Below are 20,029 nucleotides of genomic sequence, written 5' to 3' on the forward strand. Positions count from 1 at the left end.
GCGGGACTCAACGTGGTGCGGCGCCCGCCCTGGCGCACGCGCCCGCCATGTCTCCTATCACCGGATGGTCGAGCACATGACGCACGGAGACGTCGATGCCCAGCGTTCTCTGGATCAGGATGACAAGACGTGCCGCCTGGAGGGAACCGCCGCCGAGATCGAAGAAGTCGTCGTGAGGCCCCAGGCTCTCCTTCGGGACGTCGAGCACATCGGCGAGGAGCCCCACGAGCGCGTCCGTCATACCCGCCTCGGGCACCTCCGTCCCGTCCGCGTGCCCGTCCGCGATCGGCGCGCTCCGCGGACGGGGAAGTGGTGTGACCCGAAGTGCGCCGACCTCCGAGATCCTCGTGCGGGGTTCCTCGGCCATCCGCGTCAGCAGGAGCGGAAGGGCGGTGGTCAGCGACCTCATCGTCGTGTCGTCGAAGACGTCGCCCGCGTAGGTCAGCCGCATCGTCAGCCGTTCCCTGTCCGGGAAGACGGTGAGTGCCAGCGGATAGTGGGAGATGTTGTGGCCGTCGAGCGTGATCCGCAACCGACCGTCACGGGTGTTCAGCTCCCGCTTCACGGCCGGCAGGTTCTGGAACGAGAACGCGGTGTCGAACAGGGCCCGCCGACCGGAGATCCGCTGAATGGCGGGGAGCCCCACGTACTCGTATCCCATGAGCCGGGACTGCTCGAACTGAAGTCGGTGGCACAGCTGTTGAAGCGTCTCACCCGGCTCCGGGCGGATCCGGGCGGGCACCGTGTTCACGAACATTCCCATCATCTGCTCACTATGGGGAAGTCCGGCCGGGCGACCGGCGACCGTCCTGCCGATGACGATGTCGTCGCTCGCGCAGAGACGGCCCAGCAGGAGTCCCCACGCCGCCTGCACGACCGTGTTGAGCGTGAGATCGCCGGCGCGCGCGTACGCCCGCAGGCCGAGTGCGGCCCCGCGGTCCAGACAGCAGGTCACGCGGCGGGAGACGGCGGCTGTGTTCCTGGCGCCTTCCGGGGCGACTCGCGTGTACGCGCCGAGATCGGCGAGGTAGTCGCGCCAGGCGTTCTCGGCGAGGGCGCGGTCCTGTCCGGCGACCCAGTCGCCATAGGCGTGGTAGGGATTGGCGGCGTGAGACGTGGAGGGAACGGCGTGTGTGTCGTACCCGTCGATGATCTGCTCGATCAGCATGAGGCCGGACCAGCCGTCCAGCAGTATGTGGTGGTACGTCAGGGCCAGTACGTGGTGCTCGGTGTCGAGCCTGATCAGGACACACTGGAGCAGCGGGGGCCTGGAGAGGTCACGCTCCCGCAGGATTTCCCCGGCGAGCAGCGATTCCAGATCGGCGGTGCGCCGAGTGCCTTCGAGGCCGCCGAGGTCCACGGTCGTGAGGGGTGCATCCACCGATCTGAGGACGACCTGGACGAGTTCCCCCGTCGTGGGCCGTGCGAGGAATCCGGTACGAAGCGCCGGGTGCCTGGCGAATACGGCTGCCAAGGCAGCGCGGAGCCGGTCGACGTCGAGCACACCCCTGAGGTCGAGGGTGTCCTGGAGCACGTAGGAGTTCTTCTCGTCCCCGCGGTGCAACCACTCGAAGTAGAGGCCCTCCTGGAGGGGAGTGACGGGGAGAACGTCCTCGATGTCCTTGTGTGACACGTCTACCCCTTGATCTCCGCGGCGATTGCGTCGAGTTCCGCCTGGCTCAACGACGCCCGACGCGGCGGGGCTTCGGGCGGCTTTTGCCGCGCGGTCCTCGCCCGGTCGCGGGCGGTCCGGGCCGCGGTCGCCAGACCCCTCGCCGTCTTCGCGTCGAAGACGTCCCGGATCTCGATGTCCAGGCCGGCCTCGCGAGCCCGGCCGACGAGTCGCAGAACGGCGACGCTGTCGCCCTCCAGGGCGAAGAAGCTGTCATCCGGCCCGACCGAATCCACCTTGAGGATCTCGGCGTACAACGTCCGCAGAAGGTTCTCCTCCGCCGTCCCCCGCTCCGGGCCCGAGGTCTCTTCCGTCATCAGTGCCTCCATCGTTGTCACCCGTGCCGTTGTGTCTTTTCCGACGCCGGACTGTTCGCGGGGACGCCCCCGCGTGGAAGCCGGACCGTTCCCCTTCAGGACGGAATCGCCGACCCCCCGTGCCAGGAGCGCCAGAGAGCGGCGTAGGCACCGTCCGCCGCGACGAGTTCGTCGTGGCTGCCGAGTTCGGTGAGCCGTCCGTCCTCCATCACCGCCACCCGGTCGGCGTCGTGGGCGGTGTGCAGGCGATGCGCGATGGCGATGACCGTCCGGCCTTCCAGCACCTTCGCCAGTGTCCGCTCCGTACGCCGCGCCGTTCGCGGATCGAGGAGCGCGGTCGCCTCGTCGAGAATGAGTGTGTGAGGGTCGGCCAGGAGCACTCGCGCCAGACTCAGCTGTTGTGCCTGGGACCCGGTGAGGTGGTGCCTGTGCGCACCGAGCTTCGTCTCCAGGCCCTCGGGCAGACGGGCCGCCCAGTGGGCGCCGACCGCCGCGAGCGCCTGCGTCAGCTCGGCGTCCGTCGCTCCGGGGGCCGCCATCGACAGGTTGTCGCGCAGGGTTCCTATGAAGACATGGTGCTCCTGGGTGACCAGGGCGACCTGGCTGCGCAACGTACTCGGTGGCAGGTCGAAGACAGGTACTCCGCCGACGGTCACCGTCCCCGTCCGCGGCTTGTCCACCCCGGCGAGCAGACGGCTCAGGGTGGTCTTGCCGGCACCCGACGGGCCCACGACGACGAGCCGTTCACCCGGCCGCACGGTGAGGTCGATGTCGCGCACCACGTGATGCAGGCCGTCGTAGGAGTAGCAGACGTGCGCCAGCTCGATGCGGTTGTCGGCCGGGTGGTCCACGACGGGGGCGGGAGAGGTTCGCGCCTGCGCCCCGGAGAGCAGGCCCACGCCCTCGACCCTGGCGAACGACGCGCCGCTGGACTGAAGGAGTTCGAGCCACTGGAGGAGGGTGTCCAGCGGCTGGGAGAGCTGGCGCATGTACAGAGCCGAGGCGGCCACCGCGCCGAGGCTGACCAGCCCCCGGTCGTGGAGCACGCCGCCGAGCAGAAGCACACCGACCACGGGGATGACATAGGAGATGTCGACGGACGGAAAGAGGACGGTGCGCAGGCGCAGCGTCCGCGAACGGGTCCGGTAGCAGGTGTCGATCGCTTCGAGGCACCGCGCGACGTGGCGTTGTTCGAGCCCGAAGGCCTCGATCGTGCGCGCGCCGGCGGCGGTCGCCGCGAGTTCCTCCGCGAGAGCGGCGTTGGCCTTGCCCTCCGCCAAGTACGCGGTGTGGGCCCGGCGCAGGTACCACCGGACGGCGGCCCAGATGCCGGCGAGACCCACCACCCCGCAGGCACCGAGCAGGGGGCTGACCAGGAAGACCGCCCCGAGGATGAGCGGTACCTGGAGGGCGGCGATGAACACGTCGGCGCTGGCGTCGCGCAGCGCCGTGCCCACCGCGCCCACATCGGTGGTGCCGCGTACCGCCAGGTCGCCCGTGCCGACCCGCTCGACGGTGGAGACGGGCAGGGCCAGGGTCCGGTCGACGAATTGTTCGCGTACCCGGGCCAGCGTCCGTTCGCCGAACCGGAATCCCACGTGCCGGGCGTAGCGGACGAGCAGGAGCTGTACCACCGCGGCGACCAGGATCCACAGGGCCAGCCGGTCGACGGCCCTGACGCCCGCACCGTCCTGCACGTGATTGATGATCTGGCCCAGAAGCCATGGCCCGACCAGCCCCGCGGCCACCGCGAGGGCGTTGAGCAGCAGCATGGCCGTGAACGCTCGCCGGTCCCGGCGGACGAGGTCGCGGGCGGCACGCAACGTCCGCGACCGCCCGGCGACGGGAAGCGCGGGGTCATCCGTGACAGTGGGGTCGGAGGTCATCGGCCGGTCTCCTCTGTCTCGTGGCCGGACGGCGCGACCGGGCCGCGGTGCGGGGGGACGTCGAGGTCGTCCATACCTCGTGAGACGAGCTTCCTGTAATCGGGTTGTGAGGCCAGCAGCGCGCTGTGGCTGCCGGTGGCGGCCACCTTCCCGTCGACGAGGTGGCAGACGGTGTCCGCGCGGCTGAGCACCAGCGGGGACGCCGTGACGACGAGGGTGGTACGGCCGGCCCTGTGGGCGTGCAGCCCGGCCGCGATGGCCGCCTCCGTGTGGGCGTCCACCGCCGAGGTGGGCTCGATGGCCATCAGCACCTCCGGCTCGGCGAGCAACGCCCTTGCCAGACGCACCCGTTGCCCTTGGCCCCCGGACAGGTTGCGGCCGCCTGCCCGGATGCCGGACTGGAACCCGTCCGGAAGACCCAGCACTATGTCGCGTGCCATCGCGGCGTCGACGGCCTGCTCCACGGCGGCGCTGTCCCGCTCCGATCGGCCGCTGATGACACCGAGGAGGGTGTCGGCGAAGAGGGCGGCCGAGTGGTCGGCCACCAGGATGCGCCGGCGGATCTGGCTCAGCGCCACCCGGCTCAGGGGAATGCCGCCCCACGTGGCCTCCGAGTCCGTGAACCGGCCGAAGCGTTCGACCACGGCCAGGGAGTCCTTGGAGCGTGCGCTCACCAGCGCGGTGAACTTCCCGGGACGCACCTCCACACCGGAGACCGGGTCATGCAGGACGGCCGGTTCCCCGGGCCCGTCCACACCCGCTGCGGGATCGGCCGAGAGCGGCTTGAGGGACAGAAAGCGAATGAGGCGATGCCCCGCGACCACACCGTGGCTCAGGTCGTATCCGCCTTCGATGAAGAACGACACCGGGACCACGAGCACGGCCGCGTAGCCGTAGACCGAGACCAGTTCGCCCGGTGTGAGGGAGCCCTCGGCGGCCATTCTCGCCGCGATCCAGGTGAGCGCAGCGAGGAACAGGGTCGGCAACCCCACGCCGAGAGCCTGGATCCAGCTGGTCACGGAACCGACGCGGTACCCCTCGGCAGTGAGCCGCCGGGAGTGACCGCGAAAGCGCTCGGCGAAGGCGCTCTTCCCGCCGATCCCGTTGAGCACGCGCAGTCCCTCGGTCATGTCGACGAGCCGGGAGGTGAGGTGTCCCTGGTGATCCCGGTACGTCGACTCCGCGCCCTGCAGCCGGCCCAGCAGGGGGCCGATCAGAACGGCGAGCACCGGAACTCCGAGGAGGACGAGGAGAGCGAGCAGGGGGGAGATGGCAAGCAGCAGTACGGCCACGACGACATAGGCGAGAACGGCGCCCAGTCCCGGCCCGGTGATGGTGAGGACGTTGGCGATCCGTGCGACGTCGCCGAAGCCGATGGCGTGGACCTCACCGGACGATACGCGGCGGGGGAGCACGGCGCCGAGGCGTGTCATGTGCTCCGTCACGACGCGCACCGACCGGAAGGCGGCGTTCATCCGGATCCTGGTCATGACGCGGTGACGCATGATGGCGAGCCAGGCGTTGAGGACACCGACCCCGAGCAGCGCGCCCGCCCAGCCGACGAGCGCCGCACGATGACCGGCCGCCAGGCCGTCGTCGATGGCGCGGGACAGCAAGTACGGCGGGATCATGAGACCCACCATCCAGCCGCTGCCCAGCAACGCGCCGGCCAGAACCCTCCTGCGTTGGCTCACGACCAGCCACCAGATGTACCGAAGAGGGCCGCGTAGGTCCGGAGTTCCGGGATGCGCCGCTGGATCTGTCAGCGCGCGGTCCGCCTCGCCCCGAGGGGCGAAGCGCCCTTCGTCTGTCACCGCTGCTTTCGGCAACGTGCCTCTTCCCCTCGGAATCGATCGATCGAATAATGCTTCACGTCCACATCCGCCTCGACTCCGCTCGGGCGCGGGCACCGGAGGGAGAGGGGGTCTCGTCCATGAAGCGAACCAGGCGCTGCGTGTGCGCGGGGTTCTGACGGGCTGGACGAGGACCCGTTGACGGGCCCTGTTCGGTCAGTTCGGAACTCGGGAAGACGAAGACCTCCCGATGTCGCGGCAAGGGGCGAGCCGCAGTTCGCGAAGCGACTCGGGAGGTTCGTCCGCCAGGGCCACCAGCCCGCCCTCGATCGACGCGGCGAGGACCGCGGGCAGGTCGCCGGGGAGGAAGTCGACGCTGGCCCCCACCCCGATCAGGATTCCGCTCTCGACAGCGACCGCCAGATGGAAGTTGGGACCGATGCGCTGTGTGGAGGCGCGCCACACGCATCCGGTGCGGAGGGGGGAGTCGAGCGGCGGTTCGCCGTCCCCCGGACCGAGGAAGTTGTAGTGGGACGAGAAGAAGGTCGGATCTGTCTCCCGTCGCCCCGACTCGTTGAGGTCCCGTTTCAGGACGTCGACGTCGAAGCAGCCGTACAGATAGGCATTCATGCTCGTCTGGTAGGTGGTGCGCAGGAAATCGTCAGGTGCCGCTTCCTCGTCGACGCGCACGGACAGCGGGACGCACTGGTTGAGCGAGCTGACCAAGGACGACCACCGCTCGTCGAGCCGGTTCGCGGCCATGAGACCGAAGGTGATCCGGTCACGTCGCCTGACCCGTGCCAGGGCGACGGCGCCGACCGCGAGGACGACCGTCTGGAGGGACACGCCGGCACGCCGGGAGACATGTCCGGCGGCCCGGAGTCCCTCGACGCTGTGGAGAGTCGCACGACGGCGCACGCTCACATCGCCCTCCTGCCGGTCCTCCGGCGAGAACCCGTCCCAGTGGCGGCTCCAGTGGCGTACGGCGCGTGAGTCGTCGCCGTCCTCCAGCTGGGCGAGTGCCAGGTCCACGGGCTGTTCCTGCGGTCCCAGGACCTCGCCCATGGCGAGCCGCTCGAATTGTTCCCGAAGAATGTGCAGGGCCGTGTTGTCGGCGGCGATGTGGTGGATCACGGTGACCAGGTACAGCGGGGCCCCGCGGTGTACGGCGACAAAGGCACGCCAGGGCGGCCCCTGACGAATGTCGAGGGGCTCGGCCGCCCACGTGGCCGCCAGATCCCGGGTGGCGCCGTGGGTGGCATCGGGCACCTCCACTGCCGGCACGGAAGCCGCCCGGGGTGCGAGAACGGACTGGGCGGGGCGCTCGTGGCCGGTGGAGTAGACCGTCCTCAGCGACTCGTGCGCCGTGACGAGTTGTTGCCACGCATCGGCCGCGTGGGCGACGCTCGCGCCCGCGGGTATGTCCCAGATGCTGACAAGATTGGCCACGGCCTGCCCGGTCGTTCCGTACGACTCAAGTGAGCGCAGTACGGACAACTGTCCGTGGGTGACAGGGCCGGTCCGTTCGACGTTCACCAAGCGCCCCTTTCTGGCCATTCGGTGCGGCCGGCACCGGTGGAGGATTCTCGCACGCGGTCGTGCACGACTGCCTGTTCCTTCGGCCATATTTCGTTGAAGTCGGCTGGATTCCTGTGTCAGTTGTTCCTCTTGCCGCGCACAACCGTCTCGTGCGCGCCCGGCTGTCCCCCGTCCACGTGGGCGAGGAATCAGCGGGTGAGTGAATGGGCGAACTGCCCGAGGAGAGTCTGCTGCATTTGAGTGGTTCCCTCGATGATCTCCAGGACCTTCGCATCCCGGTAGTGGCGTTGCACGGCCGAAGCGGAACCGATTCCCCGGGCACCGTGCAGCTGTACCGCGTCGGAGGCGGATTTGGCGGCCACCGTCGAAGCGCGGTACTTCGCCATGAGAGTGTGGTTGGGGGCGTCGAGGTCACCCTTCTCCTTGCTGACACCGGCGTGGTGACAGAGCAGACGGGCAGCCGTCGTGTCGGTGATCATGTCGGCGAGCATGTGCTGCACGAGTTGGTGGTTCTTGATCTCCGTTCCGTACTGCCGACGTCGGCCTGTGTACTCGACACAGGCTTCGAGGCAGGCCTGGGAAAGGCCGACGGAGCCCCAGGCCGTGCTGTACCGGCCCAGGTCCAGTGCGCTGGACGCCACGAAGGCCAGGCCGGTACCGGGGTTTCCGACGAGGTTCTCCGCCGGGATGCGGCAGCCGCCGAAGTGGACGCGTCCGAGCATCGAAGCGCGCAGACCGAGCAATCCGTCCATGGGTTCGACGACGAGCCCCTCGGTGTCGCGTTCGACGAGGAACGCCGTGTGGCGCCCGTCGAGTCGCGCGAACACTATGAAGACATCGGCGAGCTGCGCGAAACTGATCCATTCCTTGGTGCCGTCGAGTTCGAATTCCGTGCCGTGCGCGGTTGCGGTCACTTCAACTGCTGCGGCGTCGCTGCCGACGCCGGGCTCGGTGAGCGCGAACGCCGCGGTGCTCTCTCCGGCCATGACGGGGGGCAGCCATTGATTCCGCTGCTGCGACGTGCCCCACTTCTCGATCGAGTGGACGACCATGTCCTGGACGGCAACGAAGTTCCGCACCGACTGGCAGGCTCTCCCGAGCTCCTCCGAGAGAATCCCGTATTCCACCTGGGGCAAGCCGGATCCGCCCAGCTCATCCGGAATCATGGACCCGATGTACCCATTTTCGGCGAGCGCGGAAATGACGTCACGCGAAATCAACTGGCTGCTGTCGAACCGGGCTGCGTGCGGCATCAGCGTGCGATCAGCGAACTGACGGAAAGTGCGTTGTGTCTCGGTCTGTTCCTGAGTGAAGTGATTCAGCATCAAGATACCTCGCGAAAAATGATCCGGGCACGCGATCACACGGTTGCGGCCAAGCGGCGGGAGTCGTGGGGTTCAGGGTCGGGACCGGCCTGTCAGGTTCGCCAGGACCACCTGGTCCGCGGTGACACGGCCTGCCGCCGCCTCGGTGCGGAGCGCGGCGATCGTCGCTGCCGCGGCATGGCACACCTCCGCGCCCTCGCGCTCGCGGATCAGCCTTCGCGCCGCTGCCAGCTCGGCCTGGGTGACCGACACGATGCCGCCGCCCGACGTACGCGCGATATCGCGCATGTACGGGTAGGTCGCTCTTCCGTCACCCAGCAGGATCGCCCTCGCCAGCCCCGTGGGGCGATCGATGACATCGCTCTCGGTGAGCTCCCCGCGCCCCTCCCGCCAGGCCTCGGCCATGGGGGCACAGGTGTCCTGCTGCACCATCAGGAAGCGGGGCATCGACGTGATCCTCCCCGCGGCCAGGTACTCCGCCGCCCCCTTGTGCGCGGCCATCATTCCCATGCCGCTGCTGATGGCCTGCACGACGACGTCGGGCTGCCGGGCCATCGCGTCGAAGGCCTCCAGGTAGGCGAGCTTGAGTCCTTCCCTGCGTGCCCAGTTGAAGAAACCTCCCTCCCAGACGAGTCCGGACTCCTCGGCGAAGGTGCGCGCCTCTCGGCTGGCATCCGCGTAACTCCCGTCCACGATCGTCAGTGATATGCGGTCGCTGGTCCCGAACCGGTGGGCGTCGACGAAATCGCGACCGCAGAAGAAGTGCGCGCGCATTGACGGGTCGCGCCGGACGGCACGGGCGAGAGCGGTGGAACTGTTACCGGTGCTCGATGCCACCCATTCCTTGATCCCGAACTCGCGGAAAACTGCCAGGACCACGGAGGCGAGCCGGTCCTTGGTGGTGCCGGTGGGCTGGCGGGACTCGTCCTTCAGCCAGAGGTTCGGCAATCCGATTTCCGCACCCAGCGCGGCTGCCGGCCGACAGGGCGTGGGGAGGCTGATCCCGGGGTCGAGGAAACGTCTCGACGTGATCGGGAGGAAGTCGAAGTATGTAAGCTCCGGCTCGCTCGCTTTTTGCGGCTCGGCATTCTTCGGGTTGAATTGGGGTGACAGGGCTCCCCGGCACGCAGGGCATCGGAGCCTGAACTCCGCATCGCACTGCCAATCGCAGTCGACGCATGCGAGATAGTATTTACTCGCACGGGAGTGGTGCTCATTCAACTGCACGCTGCGCCATTACCTTCCCTTGTGCGCCGGTGGGGCGGACGTTGGTCAGCTCGTGGCTGAAGGACGGGACGCGCATGTCCCCCGAAGTATGGCGAACGGCGCTCATGACATTCGTGTGGATGGGGGCAGACCAGCCTCACCATATTGGCTTCGGGCGGGCAGGGGAAGTGGATTGATCGGCTGCATTATCTATTGCCGTCTTCGCATCCGTGCAATCTGCACGGATTGCTCCAAAGGTGCCAATGCGGTGAGTTGCGGACGTCTGGTGTGCCGGCTGGGGCAACCCGTGGGGAGGCATGTCAGGGCATAGCATCGGTGCAATCGTTGCCGCACTGACATCAAGGGTGCAAATCCGGCGATCTCCAATGGATGAATCGCGGAGAAATGGCCGATCTTCCTTTGGGGGTCTTCTGTTGGAGCAATCGATCTGGCACCGTGATCAGTCTTGCGGACCGTGACCGTCTCTGCGCAGGATGCACAGAGACACGTGATGGTGCAGGAAGGGGGTTCCGGTCAGTGATTGCTGCAATTGCTTGCTCGAAGAGAGAAGGGAACGCGGCGCTGACGTGGCGATACGGCCACGCGGCTGATTCCGGCCCGCAATACTCCCGGGACGCCGATCCGTCGGCCGTGAGCGGTTGATCCGGTGGGCGATTCCTTCCCCGCGCGTGCTTGCGAGTTCCTCGGGCTGATCTGAGTTCCGGGGCAATCGCACAGGTTTCGATGTCCGCAGGTCGAAATTCGGTTTTCGAGCCGAACCGCACCGATGTCTTGTTCTCAGTTCGGGCCGGTACGCGTGGGCGGCGCGGCTGCCGCCCGCGCCGCCACCCGGCGCCCCGTCACGTCAGCACGACCGGAGGAGGCGTCGCCCGTCCATGTGCCGTCGGAGCCGGCCTCGTCGGCGGTACCGGCAGACAGCGCAGCACGCGAGCAGGCTTCCGCGACCGGATCGCCGGCCCCACCCCGTGACGGGAGGGAGCCGTTTCCGCACCCCGACTTCCCGAGGCAGCCCCATGACGCATCCTTCTTCAGCGCGTACCGGCTCACCCGAGACAGGACGGCAGGGCACGTCCACGCACATGTCCGCGGCGCAGGAGCGGTTGTGGGTTCTCGAACGACTGGCGCCGGGCGGCTCCCTCTCGCACGTGCCGCTTCTCGTGCGGCTGACCGGTGAGCTGCGTCGGGAGGCCCTGGAGAGCGCCTTGCGCGCCGCCGCGTCGGGTCAGGCGGCATTCGCCGCGCGGTTCGGCACCGTTGACGGACGCCTCGTACGGACGGAGACACGGGACGCGAACACCGAGGACACCTGGGTGCTCGCCCGGCATGATCTGAGCGAGCTGGACCGGGACGAGCGGGTGCGTCGCCGGGAGGAGCTGACAGCGCAGGCGTTGGCCGAACCGTTCGATCTCGCCTGCGGGCCGCCGGCCCGGGGCTGTCTGATGCGCACCGGCCGACGTGAGCACTACCTGCTGCTCGTCTTTCACCGGCTTGCGATCGACACCGCCTCGGCCGACATCTTCTGGCGACGGGCGCTGGCCCTCCTCGGCGGATCGAGCGGGCCGACCGGGCAGGTACGGGGAGTCCGGGGGTGGCCGGAGCGGGCGGCCACCGCATCGGATGCGGCGCGGCCGACTCCCGGAGCGCCTCCCGGACCGGCGGCGCCGATGGCGGAGCTTCCCGTGGACCGGCCGCGCCCTGCCCGGCGCGACTGGCGGGCGGGTTCGGTGCCGTTCGTGGTTCCGGCCGCGACCGCGGGCGGTCTGCGCGGCCTGGCGGCGGGCGACGGCGCGGATCTCGGGACCGTGATGCTCGCCCTCTACGCCGTGCTGCTGTGCCGGTACGGCGACCGGCCGGGCCCCCGGGTCTCCGTGCTGTCGCCGGGCCGGGACTCACCCGCCACCGCGAGGGAGCTCGGGTGTTTCGAGACATCCGTCGCGGTTCGGATCGAGGTGGACGAGGAATCGAGCTTCCGGGAGCTGGTACGGCAGGTCCGACGGGATGTGACGAGCGCTCTTGAGCGGGAGGATTCCAGCCCGGGGCGAGCCGCGGGGGATTCTGGACCCGCAGCCTTCGTCGACCCCGCCTTCTCCTTCGGATCCGCGTGGTATCCCGAGGGACCCGCGGGTCTCAGGTGCGAAGCCGTCCCCGCGACCGGAGACCGCATCCTGGAGGACCTGGCCCTGCGTCTGCTCGACAGCGGCGGGGAGCTCTCGGGTCACCTCGCTTTCGCCACCGACGTCTTCGACAGATCCACGGCCGACCGCGCCGTGGAGCACCTGCTCCGCCTCGCTCACAGCGCCGCCGGTGACCCCGACCGCCAGGTGCGGGACCTCGACCTCCTCACCGATGAGGAGGTCGCGAGGGCCGCCGCGCTGAACGATGTGGTGGTCGACGTGCCGGACATGACGTTCCCCCAGGTCTTCGAGGCGCAGGCGGAACTCACCCCGGACGCGACGGCCGTACGCGACGAGGACCTGAGCCTCAGCTACGGGGAGCTCAACGAGCTGGCCAACCAGCTCTCGCATCTTCTCGTGGAGCACGGAGTGGGGCCCGAGAAGACCGTGGGGCTCTGCATGGACCGCAGCGCCCAGTTGGCCGTGGCCGTGCTCGGTGTGCTCAAGGCCGGCGGCACCTACGTTCCGGTCGATCCGGGTGACCCGCCCTCACGGAGAGGGGCCATTCTCGACGACGCCGACGTGGGAGTCGTCCTGACCCGCGGACCGGGGGTGCCGTCGAGCCGCGACGACGGGCGGCGTGTTATCGAACTCGACTCCGAATGGGCGGTGTTGCGGGAACGTCCGGCACGGAATCCGGCAGCCGGGCGCCAGGACGTGTCGCACGCCGCGTATCTCCTCTACACCTCGGGTTCCACGGGCCGCCCCAAGGGAGTGGTGATCGAGCACGGGCAGTTGATGAGCTACACCTACGGCGTCATCTCACGATTCGGCATCGAGGAACCCCTCAGCTTCGCGATGGTCCAGCCCCTGACGGTGGACTCCAGCGTCACGGCCTTCTTCCCGCCGCTGTGCACCGGCGGGGAGGTGCACATGATCACCCGTGAACGTGCGCTGGACGCCGAGCGGCTCGCCGAGTGGACGCGGCGCCGACCGGTCGACTGCCTGAAGATCGCCCCGTCGCACCTCAGAGCACTGCAGGCGTCTCCCCGGTTCACCGCCCTGCTGCCCCGGCGACTCCTCGTCGTCGGCGGTGAGGCGTCCGACTGGGCATGGCTGAGGGGGCTGCAGCGAATGGTCCCCCACTGCCGGGTCTTCAACCACTACGGCCCCACGGAAACCACGGTGGGGGTGCTGACCCTGGCCGTGGCCGAGCACATGGATTCCGAGTGGACCACCGCGCCGATCGGCGTCCCCCTGCCCAATACGCAGGCTCATGTGGTCGACCGCGCGGGCCGCCCCGCACCGGTCGGTGTGGCGGGAGAGCTCCTCATCGGTGGCGCACACCTCGCCCGCGGCTACCACCGCAGGGACGACCTCACCACAGCCTCCTTCGTCCCCGACACCCTGGGGCGCCGGGCCGGCGCCCGGCTGTACCGGACCGGCGACATCGTGCGCCGTCTGCCCGACGGCCTGATCGAGTTCCTCGGGCGCCGCGATGATCAGATCAAGGTTCGCGGCTTCCGTGTGTCGCTCGGCGAGATCGACGCCGCCCTGATGAGCTCCGGACAGGTACGGCAGGTCGCGACCGTCGTTCGTGAGGACGTTCCGGGAGACCGGCGGATCGTCGCCTACGTCGAACCGCGGGACGGCGAGGCGTTCAGCGCCGACGCGCTGGGGCGCCACATCAGGGAGAGACTGTCCCCGCACATGGTGCCCCAAGCGGTGGTCCGCCTTGCGCAGTTCCCGTTGTCCGAGCACGGCAAGGTGAACCGCAGGGCCCTGCCGAGACCTGCCGGACCCGCCCCTTCCGCATCCCCGCCGGTCCCGATGAACGAGCTGGAGCGGCAGGTGTCCGACGTGTGGAGAGAGATCCTCCACGTCGATGAGGTGGGTGCGGAACAGAGCTTCTTCGATGTCGGCGGGCACTCACTGCTCCTGGTCGAGCTTCAGTTCCGGCTCCGGCGGGCAGTGGGGCGAGAGATCGACCTGCTCGACCTCTTCGAGTACGCCACGGTGCGGGCGCAGGCCGAGTACTTCTCGAAACGGGAACAACCCACCGCACCGCACATCGGCAAGGCCGGGGGACCGCAGCACAACGCCCTCCTGAAACGTCGTCAACGACAGCTGCGAGCCAAGCGAGGTCAGCATGAGTGACGCCGGCACGGGCGAGGCGGCTTCCCACGCCGCCGACGGGTTCGAGGACAGCCTGGACATCGCCGTCATCGGCATGGCGGGGCGATTCCCCGGTGCCGAGACGGTCGAGGAGTACTGGAGCAATCTCCGGGCGGGAACCTGCTCCGTCACACGCTTCGAGGAAGACGAGCTCATCGCCCGAGGAGTCGATCCGGTCGTCCTCGGCAATCCCGGACACGTGCGATTCGGCTATGTGCTGGAAGGCGCCCGCACGTTCGACGCGGGATTCTTCGGCTACGCGCCGCGTGAGGCCGAACTGATGGATCCGCAGCATCGGGTACTGCTTGAGTGCGCCTGGCAGGCGATGGAGAGCGCCGGGCACGACCCGCAACGCTATGGCGGCAGGACCGGTGTGTTCGCCGGAGCGGGAAACAACACCTACTACCTCCACAACATAGCGACGCAGCCCCGTGCGGCCGAGTTGCTGAACGACAAGCAAGTGACAATCGGCAACCGCTCGGACTTCCTGAGCAGCCGGATCTCCTACAAGCTCGGCCTGGAGGGGCCCAGCGTCAACATCCAGTCCGCGTGCTCGACCTCTCTGGTCGCCGTCGCCGAGGCATGCCAGGCGTTACTGGCCTACCAGTGCGACATGGTGCTTGCCGGCGGAGTGGCGATCGACGACACGAGGCGCGACGGATACGTCTACCGCCAGGACGGCATGCTCTCACCGGACGGCTATTGCCGTACGTTCGACGCCCGCGCCCGGGGAACCGTGGGGGGCGACGGCGCCGGGATGGTCGTGCTGAAGCGTCTCAAGGACGCGATATCCGACAGGGACCACATCCACGCCGTGATCAAGGCAAGCGTCGTGAACAACGACGGCGCGAGGCGGGCGGGGTTCAGCGCACCGAGCGCCACCCTCCAGGCCGAGGCCATCGCCACCGCGCTTGCCGACGCGGATGTTCCGGCGGAGAGCATCCGCTACGTGGAGGCGCACGGGTCGGCCACCCCTCTCGGTGACCCCATCGAAATCCGCGCGCTCACCGCGGCCTTCGGCGATGTCGGTGCCTCCCACTGCGCCGTGGGCTCGGCGAAGACCAACATCGGGCACCTCGACTCGGCCGCGGGCGTCGCGGGGCTGATCAAGACCGTGCTCGCGGTCGAGCACGGGCACATTCCCCCCACCCTTCACTTCGAGTCGCCCAACCCGAGGCTGGACCTGGAAGGCAGCCCCTTCTACGTCAACACCGCACCACTTCCGTGGCCGGACCACGAAGGACCTCGTCGAGCGGGGGTCAGCTCCTTCGGGCTCGGCGGGACCAATGCTCACCTCATCGTGGAACAGGCCCCACGGGTCCCGACGCCTCCCCGCCCCGCCTCCGGGGGCGAAGAACAACTGCTCGTGATGTCCGCGAAGAGCGCGGAGGCGCTGGAGGCGGCCACCGACCGCCTCCACGACCATCTCCGATCGCATCCCGAACAGCACCTCGCGGACATCGCGTTCACACTGAAGGAAGGGCGCAGGAGTTTCCCGTTCAGGAGGATGCTCGTGTGCGCGGGAACGGACGGGGCCGTCGCGGCACTCGAAGCCCGCGACGACGGACGGGTGCTGACCGCGGTCGCCCCCGACGCGCCGGATCGGCCGGTCGCCTTCATGTTCGCCGGATTCGGTTCCCAGTACCCCGGGGCGGCCCGCGAACTCCACGACCGGGAGCCGGTGTTCAGGGAGGCGCTGAACCGGTGCGCCCACCATCTGGGGCGGTTGCTCGACGAGGACGTGCTCGCTCTGCTCCTTGACGACTCCGCGACAGCGGGGGCCGGCCGGCCGCCGGACGACTTCCGGCGTCTCCTGCTGCAGCCCGAGCCCGGCGAGCATCCGCTCGACCAGCCGCGCCTCGGATATCCGGCGGTGTTCGCGCTGGAATACGCGCTGGTCGAACTCTGGAAGGCCTGGGGCGTGGAGCCCGGGGTGATGATCGGTCACAGCCTGGGCGAGTACGTCGCGGCGTGCGTCGCCGGCGTGTTCTCGCTCCCCGACGCCCTGCGCCTCGTGGTGGAGCGTGCGCGACGGATCGAGGAGCAGGGCCGGGGCGCGATGCTCGCGGTGCCGCTGAGCGAGGATTCCGTCACTGCCTACACCGACGACGACGTCTTTCTCGCTGCCGTCAACGGCCCGCACAGCTGCGTACTGTCCGGCACCGTCGAGGGCATAGAGCGAGTGGGCCGGGAGCTGGCCGGAGCCGACATCGTGTCCCGCCGCATGACCACCCGCCACGCGTTCCACTCACCCCTGATGGAGCCCGTGGCCGAGCCGTACCGCGAGGTGCTCCGCTCCGTGCGGCTGAACCCGCCGTCCCTACCGTTCGTCTCCAACCGGACCGGCACCTGGATCACCGCCGAGGAAGCCACCAGCCCCGACTACTGGGTCGAGCACATGTGCTCGACCGTGCGCTTCGCCGATGGCATCGAAACACTCTGGTCCGTGCCGGACATCGCCGTCGTCGAGATCAGCCCCGCCCCCGTGCATGTCACGGACGCCCTTCAGCACCCCGCGGCGGCGGTCACCGACCGGGTCGTCGTCCCGTCGCTGACGAGGACACCGCCCGGGCGGAGCGCCCGCGCCTCGCTGCTCGACGCGGCAGGACGCCTCTGGCTCGCGGGGCACCGCGATGTCTCACCGACCGTTCCGTCCGGCAGACGGATCCCTTTGCCCACCTACCCCTTCCAGCGCCGCACCTACTGGCTGGAGCCCGGAGCGGTCCGGCCCGGGAACACGTCCGGGCAGGAGCGGTGCGGCTCCCTGCCCCAGTGGTTCCACACTCCGTCATGGCAACGCCTGGGCGCCGGGGCATCGACTCCGCCGGCCGGGCTCGCCGACCGGAACTGGCTCGTCTTCACGGACGAGGAGGGAGTCGGCCGCCGGGTGGCGGACCGGCTGGAACGTCTGGGCGCGACCGTGCACGTCGTGGCCGCGGGCCACGCGTGGACGCGCAAGGCCGACCGCGCGTACGTTCTCGACCCCGGGCAGCCGGCCCACTTCGTGAACCTGGCCGAGGCGCTGCGCGGTGACGGCGGGCTTCCCGACCGGGTCGTCCACTGCCTGGCCGTGGGGAACGACGCCCGGAACGCGGAGGAACCCCGGGCCGTGCGCGCCCTGCTGCACCGGGCCTTCGACAGCCTCGTCCAGTGGGCGCAGGCGACCGGGACCGAGCTGATGACACGGCCGCAACGATGGGACGTGCTGTCCACCGAGGTGTACTCGGTCATCGGGGACGAAGTGCTCTGTCCCCCGAAGGCCGCGGTATCGGGCATCTGCAGGGTACTGACGCAGGAGTACCCGTCGCTGAACTGCGTCCACGTCGACCTGGGCCCCGACGAGGCGCTGGAGGCCGCGGCCACGGCGGACCGCCTGGTCGAGGAACTGGTCCGCCCGGCCGCCGAACCGACGCTCGCCCTGCGGGGCCGCCACTACTGGAAGCCGACCTACCTCAAAACCGGTCTCCCGGCCAGGAGCGGTGCACCGGTCAGACGCGACGGGGTCTATCTGATCACCGGTGGTCTGGGCAGGATCGGCCTTCTCATGGCGCACGCCCTCGCCGAACTCGACCGGGTGCACCTGGTCCTGCTCGGAAGAACGGGTCTGCCGCCCAGGGAGACCTGGGACGAGGAGCGGCATCCGGTGGCGGTCCAGGAGACGATCGCCGCGGTTCGCGCGATCGAGGACCTCGGCTCCCGGGTGATGGTGGTGTCTGCCGACGTTGCCGACCCGGTTGCCATGCGGGAGGCCAAGGAGAGGATCGTCCAGACGCTCGGCCCCCTCTCCGGCGTGCTGCACTGCGCCGGCACCACGGGACCGGATGCCCACAGGAGCATCGCGGAGCTCGGGGCGCGGGAGAGCTCGTGGCACTTCGGGCCCAAGCTCCACGGCACGCGGGTCCTGCACGGGACACTCGCGGACCAGCGGCTGGACTTCGCGATCCTCTGTTCCTCCATCGCCGCGCTGCTGGGCGGTCTGGGATTCGCCGCCTACGCCGCGGCCAACTCCGTCCAGGACGCGTTCGCCCAGCGATTCCATTGCCCGGAACTTCCCTGGACCAGCGTCAACTGGGAGGCCTGGCTCTTCTCCGGCCGGAGCAGAGAGGAGTCCGAACTAGGGGCTGCTATACGGGAGTTGGCACTCACTCCGGACGAGGGACGCCAAGTCTTCCACGCCTTGCTGAACGCCGCTCCACAGCCACAGGTCGTCGTCTCCACCGGAGACCTCCTGCGGCGACAGGAGGTGTGGTCCGCGCCCGTCGCCGACGACGCGACGACGGTACGCCTCCACGAACGTCCCCATCTCCGCAACCCGTACGTCCCTCCGGTGAGCGACGCGGAGTGCGAGGTCGCCGCCATCTGGCAAGAGCTCCTCGGTGTGGCCGAGGTCGGGATCCACGACAACTTCTTCGAACTCGGAGGGAGTTCGTTGCTGGGACTCCAGGTGGTCCACCGACTGCGCCGGGAACTGGGCGTGGCCGTCCCGCTGACCATCGTCTACGAAGGGCCGACCGTCCGCACACTCGGCGAACTTGTCGAGGGCCTGAGGGAGGGGCGGTGAGGGCGGGCCGCGGGGGTGTGGCGATTGTCGGGATGTCGGGGCGTTTTCCCGGGGCGGGTGATCTGGCGGAGTTCTGGGCGAATCTGCGTGATGGTGTGGAGTCGGTTGTTCCCTTGACCGATGAGGAGCTGGAGGCCGCGGGTGTGGCGCCCGAGGTCTTCGGGCAGCCGGGGTATGTGAAGGCGGGGCCGCGGTTCGAGGGGGTTGATCTCTTCGACGCGGAGTTCTTCGGGTACACGGCGCGCGAGGCTCAGATCATGGATCCGCAGCATCGGTTGTTCCTGGAGACGGCCTGGGAGGCGTTGGAGAACGCGGGGTACGACGCGGAGCAGTACGGGGGAAGCGTCGGTGTCTTCGGCGGAGCCGGCGCGAACCGCTACCTGCAACACGTCCACTCCCACCACGACCTGGTGGAGGCGGTGGGCCCCACTCAGGTCCTCGTCGGGAACGAGCTGGGATTCCTCTCGACCCGGGTCTCCTACAAACTGGGCCTGACGGGCCCCAGCATCTCGCTGCGCACCGCGTGTTCGACCGCCCTGGTCGCGGTGCACACGGCCTGCCGCAGCCTGCTCGCCGGTGACTGCGACATGGCTCTCTCCGGTGGTGTGCACGTGGACCCCGCACGAGGTGCGGGTTATGTGTATCAGGAGGGTTTGTTTCTCTCTCCGGACGGTCATGTTCGTCCGTTCGACGCCGGGGCGCGGGGGACCGTGTTCGGCAGTGGTGTGGGTGTGGTCGTGCTGAAGCGGCTGGAGGACGCGCTGGCGGACGGGGACACGATCCGTGCGGTGATCAAGGGGTCGGCGGTCAACAACGACGGTGCGGTGAAGGTCGGCTTCACCGCGCCCAGCGTGAGCGGCCAGGCCGCCGCCGTCGGGTCCGCACTCGCGGACGCGGGCATCGGACCCGGTGACATCGACTATGTCGAGGCGCACGGGACCGGAACCGTGCTGGGAGACCCCATCGAGGTTCAGGCGTTGGAGCGGGTTTTTGGTGGGGTTGGTGTGTGTGGGTTGGGGTCGTTGAAGGGGAATGTGGGGCATCTTGATGCTGCTGCGGGTGTTGCGGGTCTGTTGAAGGTGGTGCTGGCTCTGGAGGGTGGGGTGATTCCTCCGTCGTTGAATTTTTGTCGGGGTAATCCGGATGTGGATTTTGTTGGTGGTTCTTTTCGTGTTCAGTCGGTTCTGGGGGAGTGGGGTCGTTCGGTGCGGGTGCGTCGTGCGGGGGTGAGTGCTTTTGGTTTTGGTGGGACGAATGCGCATGTGGTGGTGGAGGAGGCGCCGTTGGTGGAGGGGGGTTCGTCGAGTGTGCGTGGGGTGGAGTCGTTGGTGTTGTCGGCGCGTTCGGCGGAGGCGTTGGAGCGGGTGACGGACCGGTTGGTGGGGTTTTTGCGGAGGGGGTGTCCTGATCTGGCGGATGT

General features: G+C 68.9%; 10 protein-coding genes. 3 read left to right on the forward strand and 7 right to left on the reverse strand.

Going from position 1 to position 20,029, the window contains the following annotated elements:
* Window positions 1–7: 7 nt before the first annotated feature.
* From ACF1CT_RS23630 to ACF1CT_RS23660, 7 genes are all read right to left on the reverse strand, one after another.
* Window positions 8–1,633: a condensation domain-containing protein gene (locus tag ACF1CT_RS23630; RefSeq protein WP_391785902.1), complete on the reverse strand. Its 1,626-nt coding sequence runs from the start codon at window positions 1,631–1,633 to the stop codon at window positions 8–10.
* Between the two features lie 2 nt (window positions 1,634–1,635).
* Entirely contained in the window at window positions 1,636–1,989 is a 354-nt protein-coding gene (locus ACF1CT_RS23635) for a phosphopantetheine-binding protein (protein ID WP_391785903.1), read from the reverse strand.
* A gap of 95 nt (window positions 1,990–2,084) precedes the next feature.
* Window positions 2,085–3,875 (reverse strand): ABC transporter ATP-binding protein, encoded by a 1,791-nt coding sequence (locus tag ACF1CT_RS23640; RefSeq protein WP_391785904.1) that lies wholly within the window; start codon window positions 3,873–3,875, stop codon window positions 2,085–2,087.
* Window positions 3,872–5,641: an ABC transporter transmembrane domain-containing protein gene (locus tag ACF1CT_RS23645; RefSeq protein ID WP_391785918.1), complete on the reverse strand. Its 1,770-nt coding sequence runs from the start codon at window positions 5,639–5,641 to the stop codon at window positions 3,872–3,874. The genes ACF1CT_RS23640 and ACF1CT_RS23645 overlap by 4 nt, the downstream gene beginning before the upstream one ends.
* 243 nt (window positions 5,642–5,884) lie before the next feature.
* Window positions 5,885–7,204: a condensation domain-containing protein gene (locus tag ACF1CT_RS23650; RefSeq protein ID WP_391785905.1), complete on the reverse strand. Its 1,320-nt coding sequence runs from the start codon at window positions 7,202–7,204 to the stop codon at window positions 5,885–5,887.
* Between the two features lie 191 nt (window positions 7,205–7,395).
* A complete protein-coding gene (locus tag ACF1CT_RS23655; RefSeq protein ID WP_391785919.1) occupies window positions 7,396–8,532 on the reverse strand; it encodes an acyl-CoA dehydrogenase family protein in 1,137 nt (378 codons plus the stop codon).
* A gap of 72 nt (window positions 8,533–8,604) precedes the next feature.
* Window positions 8,605–9,759, reverse strand: coding sequence for a pyridoxal-phosphate dependent enzyme (locus tag ACF1CT_RS23660; protein WP_391785906.1), 1,155 nt, complete (start codon window positions 9,757–9,759; stop codon window positions 8,605–8,607).
* Between the two features lie 1,079 nt (window positions 9,760–10,838).
* Here ACF1CT_RS23660 and ACF1CT_RS23665 point away from each other — a divergent pair.
* From ACF1CT_RS23665 to ACF1CT_RS23675, 3 genes are all read left to right on the forward strand, one after another.
* Window positions 10,839–14,030, forward strand: coding sequence for an amino acid adenylation domain-containing protein (locus ACF1CT_RS23665; protein WP_391785907.1), 3,192 nt, complete (start codon window positions 10,839–10,841; stop codon window positions 14,028–14,030).
* A complete protein-coding gene (locus ACF1CT_RS23670; RefSeq protein WP_391785908.1) occupies window positions 14,023–18,609 on the forward strand; it encodes a beta-ketoacyl synthase N-terminal-like domain-containing protein in 4,587 nt (1,528 codons plus the stop codon). Before ACF1CT_RS23665 ends, ACF1CT_RS23670 begins: the two co-directional genes overlap by 8 nt.
* Before the next feature lie 17 nt (window positions 18,610–18,626).
* Window positions 18,627–20,029: beta-ketoacyl synthase N-terminal-like domain-containing protein (locus ACF1CT_RS23675; protein WP_391785909.1), on the forward strand; the 1,403-nt coding region annotated here is incomplete at its 3' end.

Origin of the sequence: Streptomyces sp. NPDC014734 (assembly GCF_043083325.1) — a bacterium.
Classification (GTDB): Bacteria; Actinomycetota; Actinomycetes; order Streptomycetales; family Streptomycetaceae; genus Streptomyces.

Bases quoted from the DNA above. Each gene is read 5' to 3' on its own strand.
- ACF1CT_RS23655 (WP_391785919.1), bottom strand. From the start codon at position 8,532: ATGCTGAATCACTTCACTCAGGAACAGACCGAGACACAACGCACTTTC.
- ACF1CT_RS23640 (WP_391785904.1), bottom strand. From the start codon at position 3,875: ATGACCTCCGACCCCACTGTCACGGATGACCCCGCGCTTCCCGTCGCC.
- ACF1CT_RS23635 (WP_391785903.1), bottom strand. From the start codon at position 1,989: ATGACGGAAGAGACCTCGGGCCCGGAGCGGGGGACGGCGGAGGAGAAC.
- ACF1CT_RS23665 (WP_391785907.1), top strand. From the start codon at position 10,839: ATGTCCGCGGCGCAGGAGCGGTTGTGGGTTCTCGAACGACTGGCGCCG.
- ACF1CT_RS23670 (WP_391785908.1), top strand. From the start codon at position 14,023: ATGAGTGACGCCGGCACGGGCGAGGCGGCTTCCCACGCCGCCGACGGG.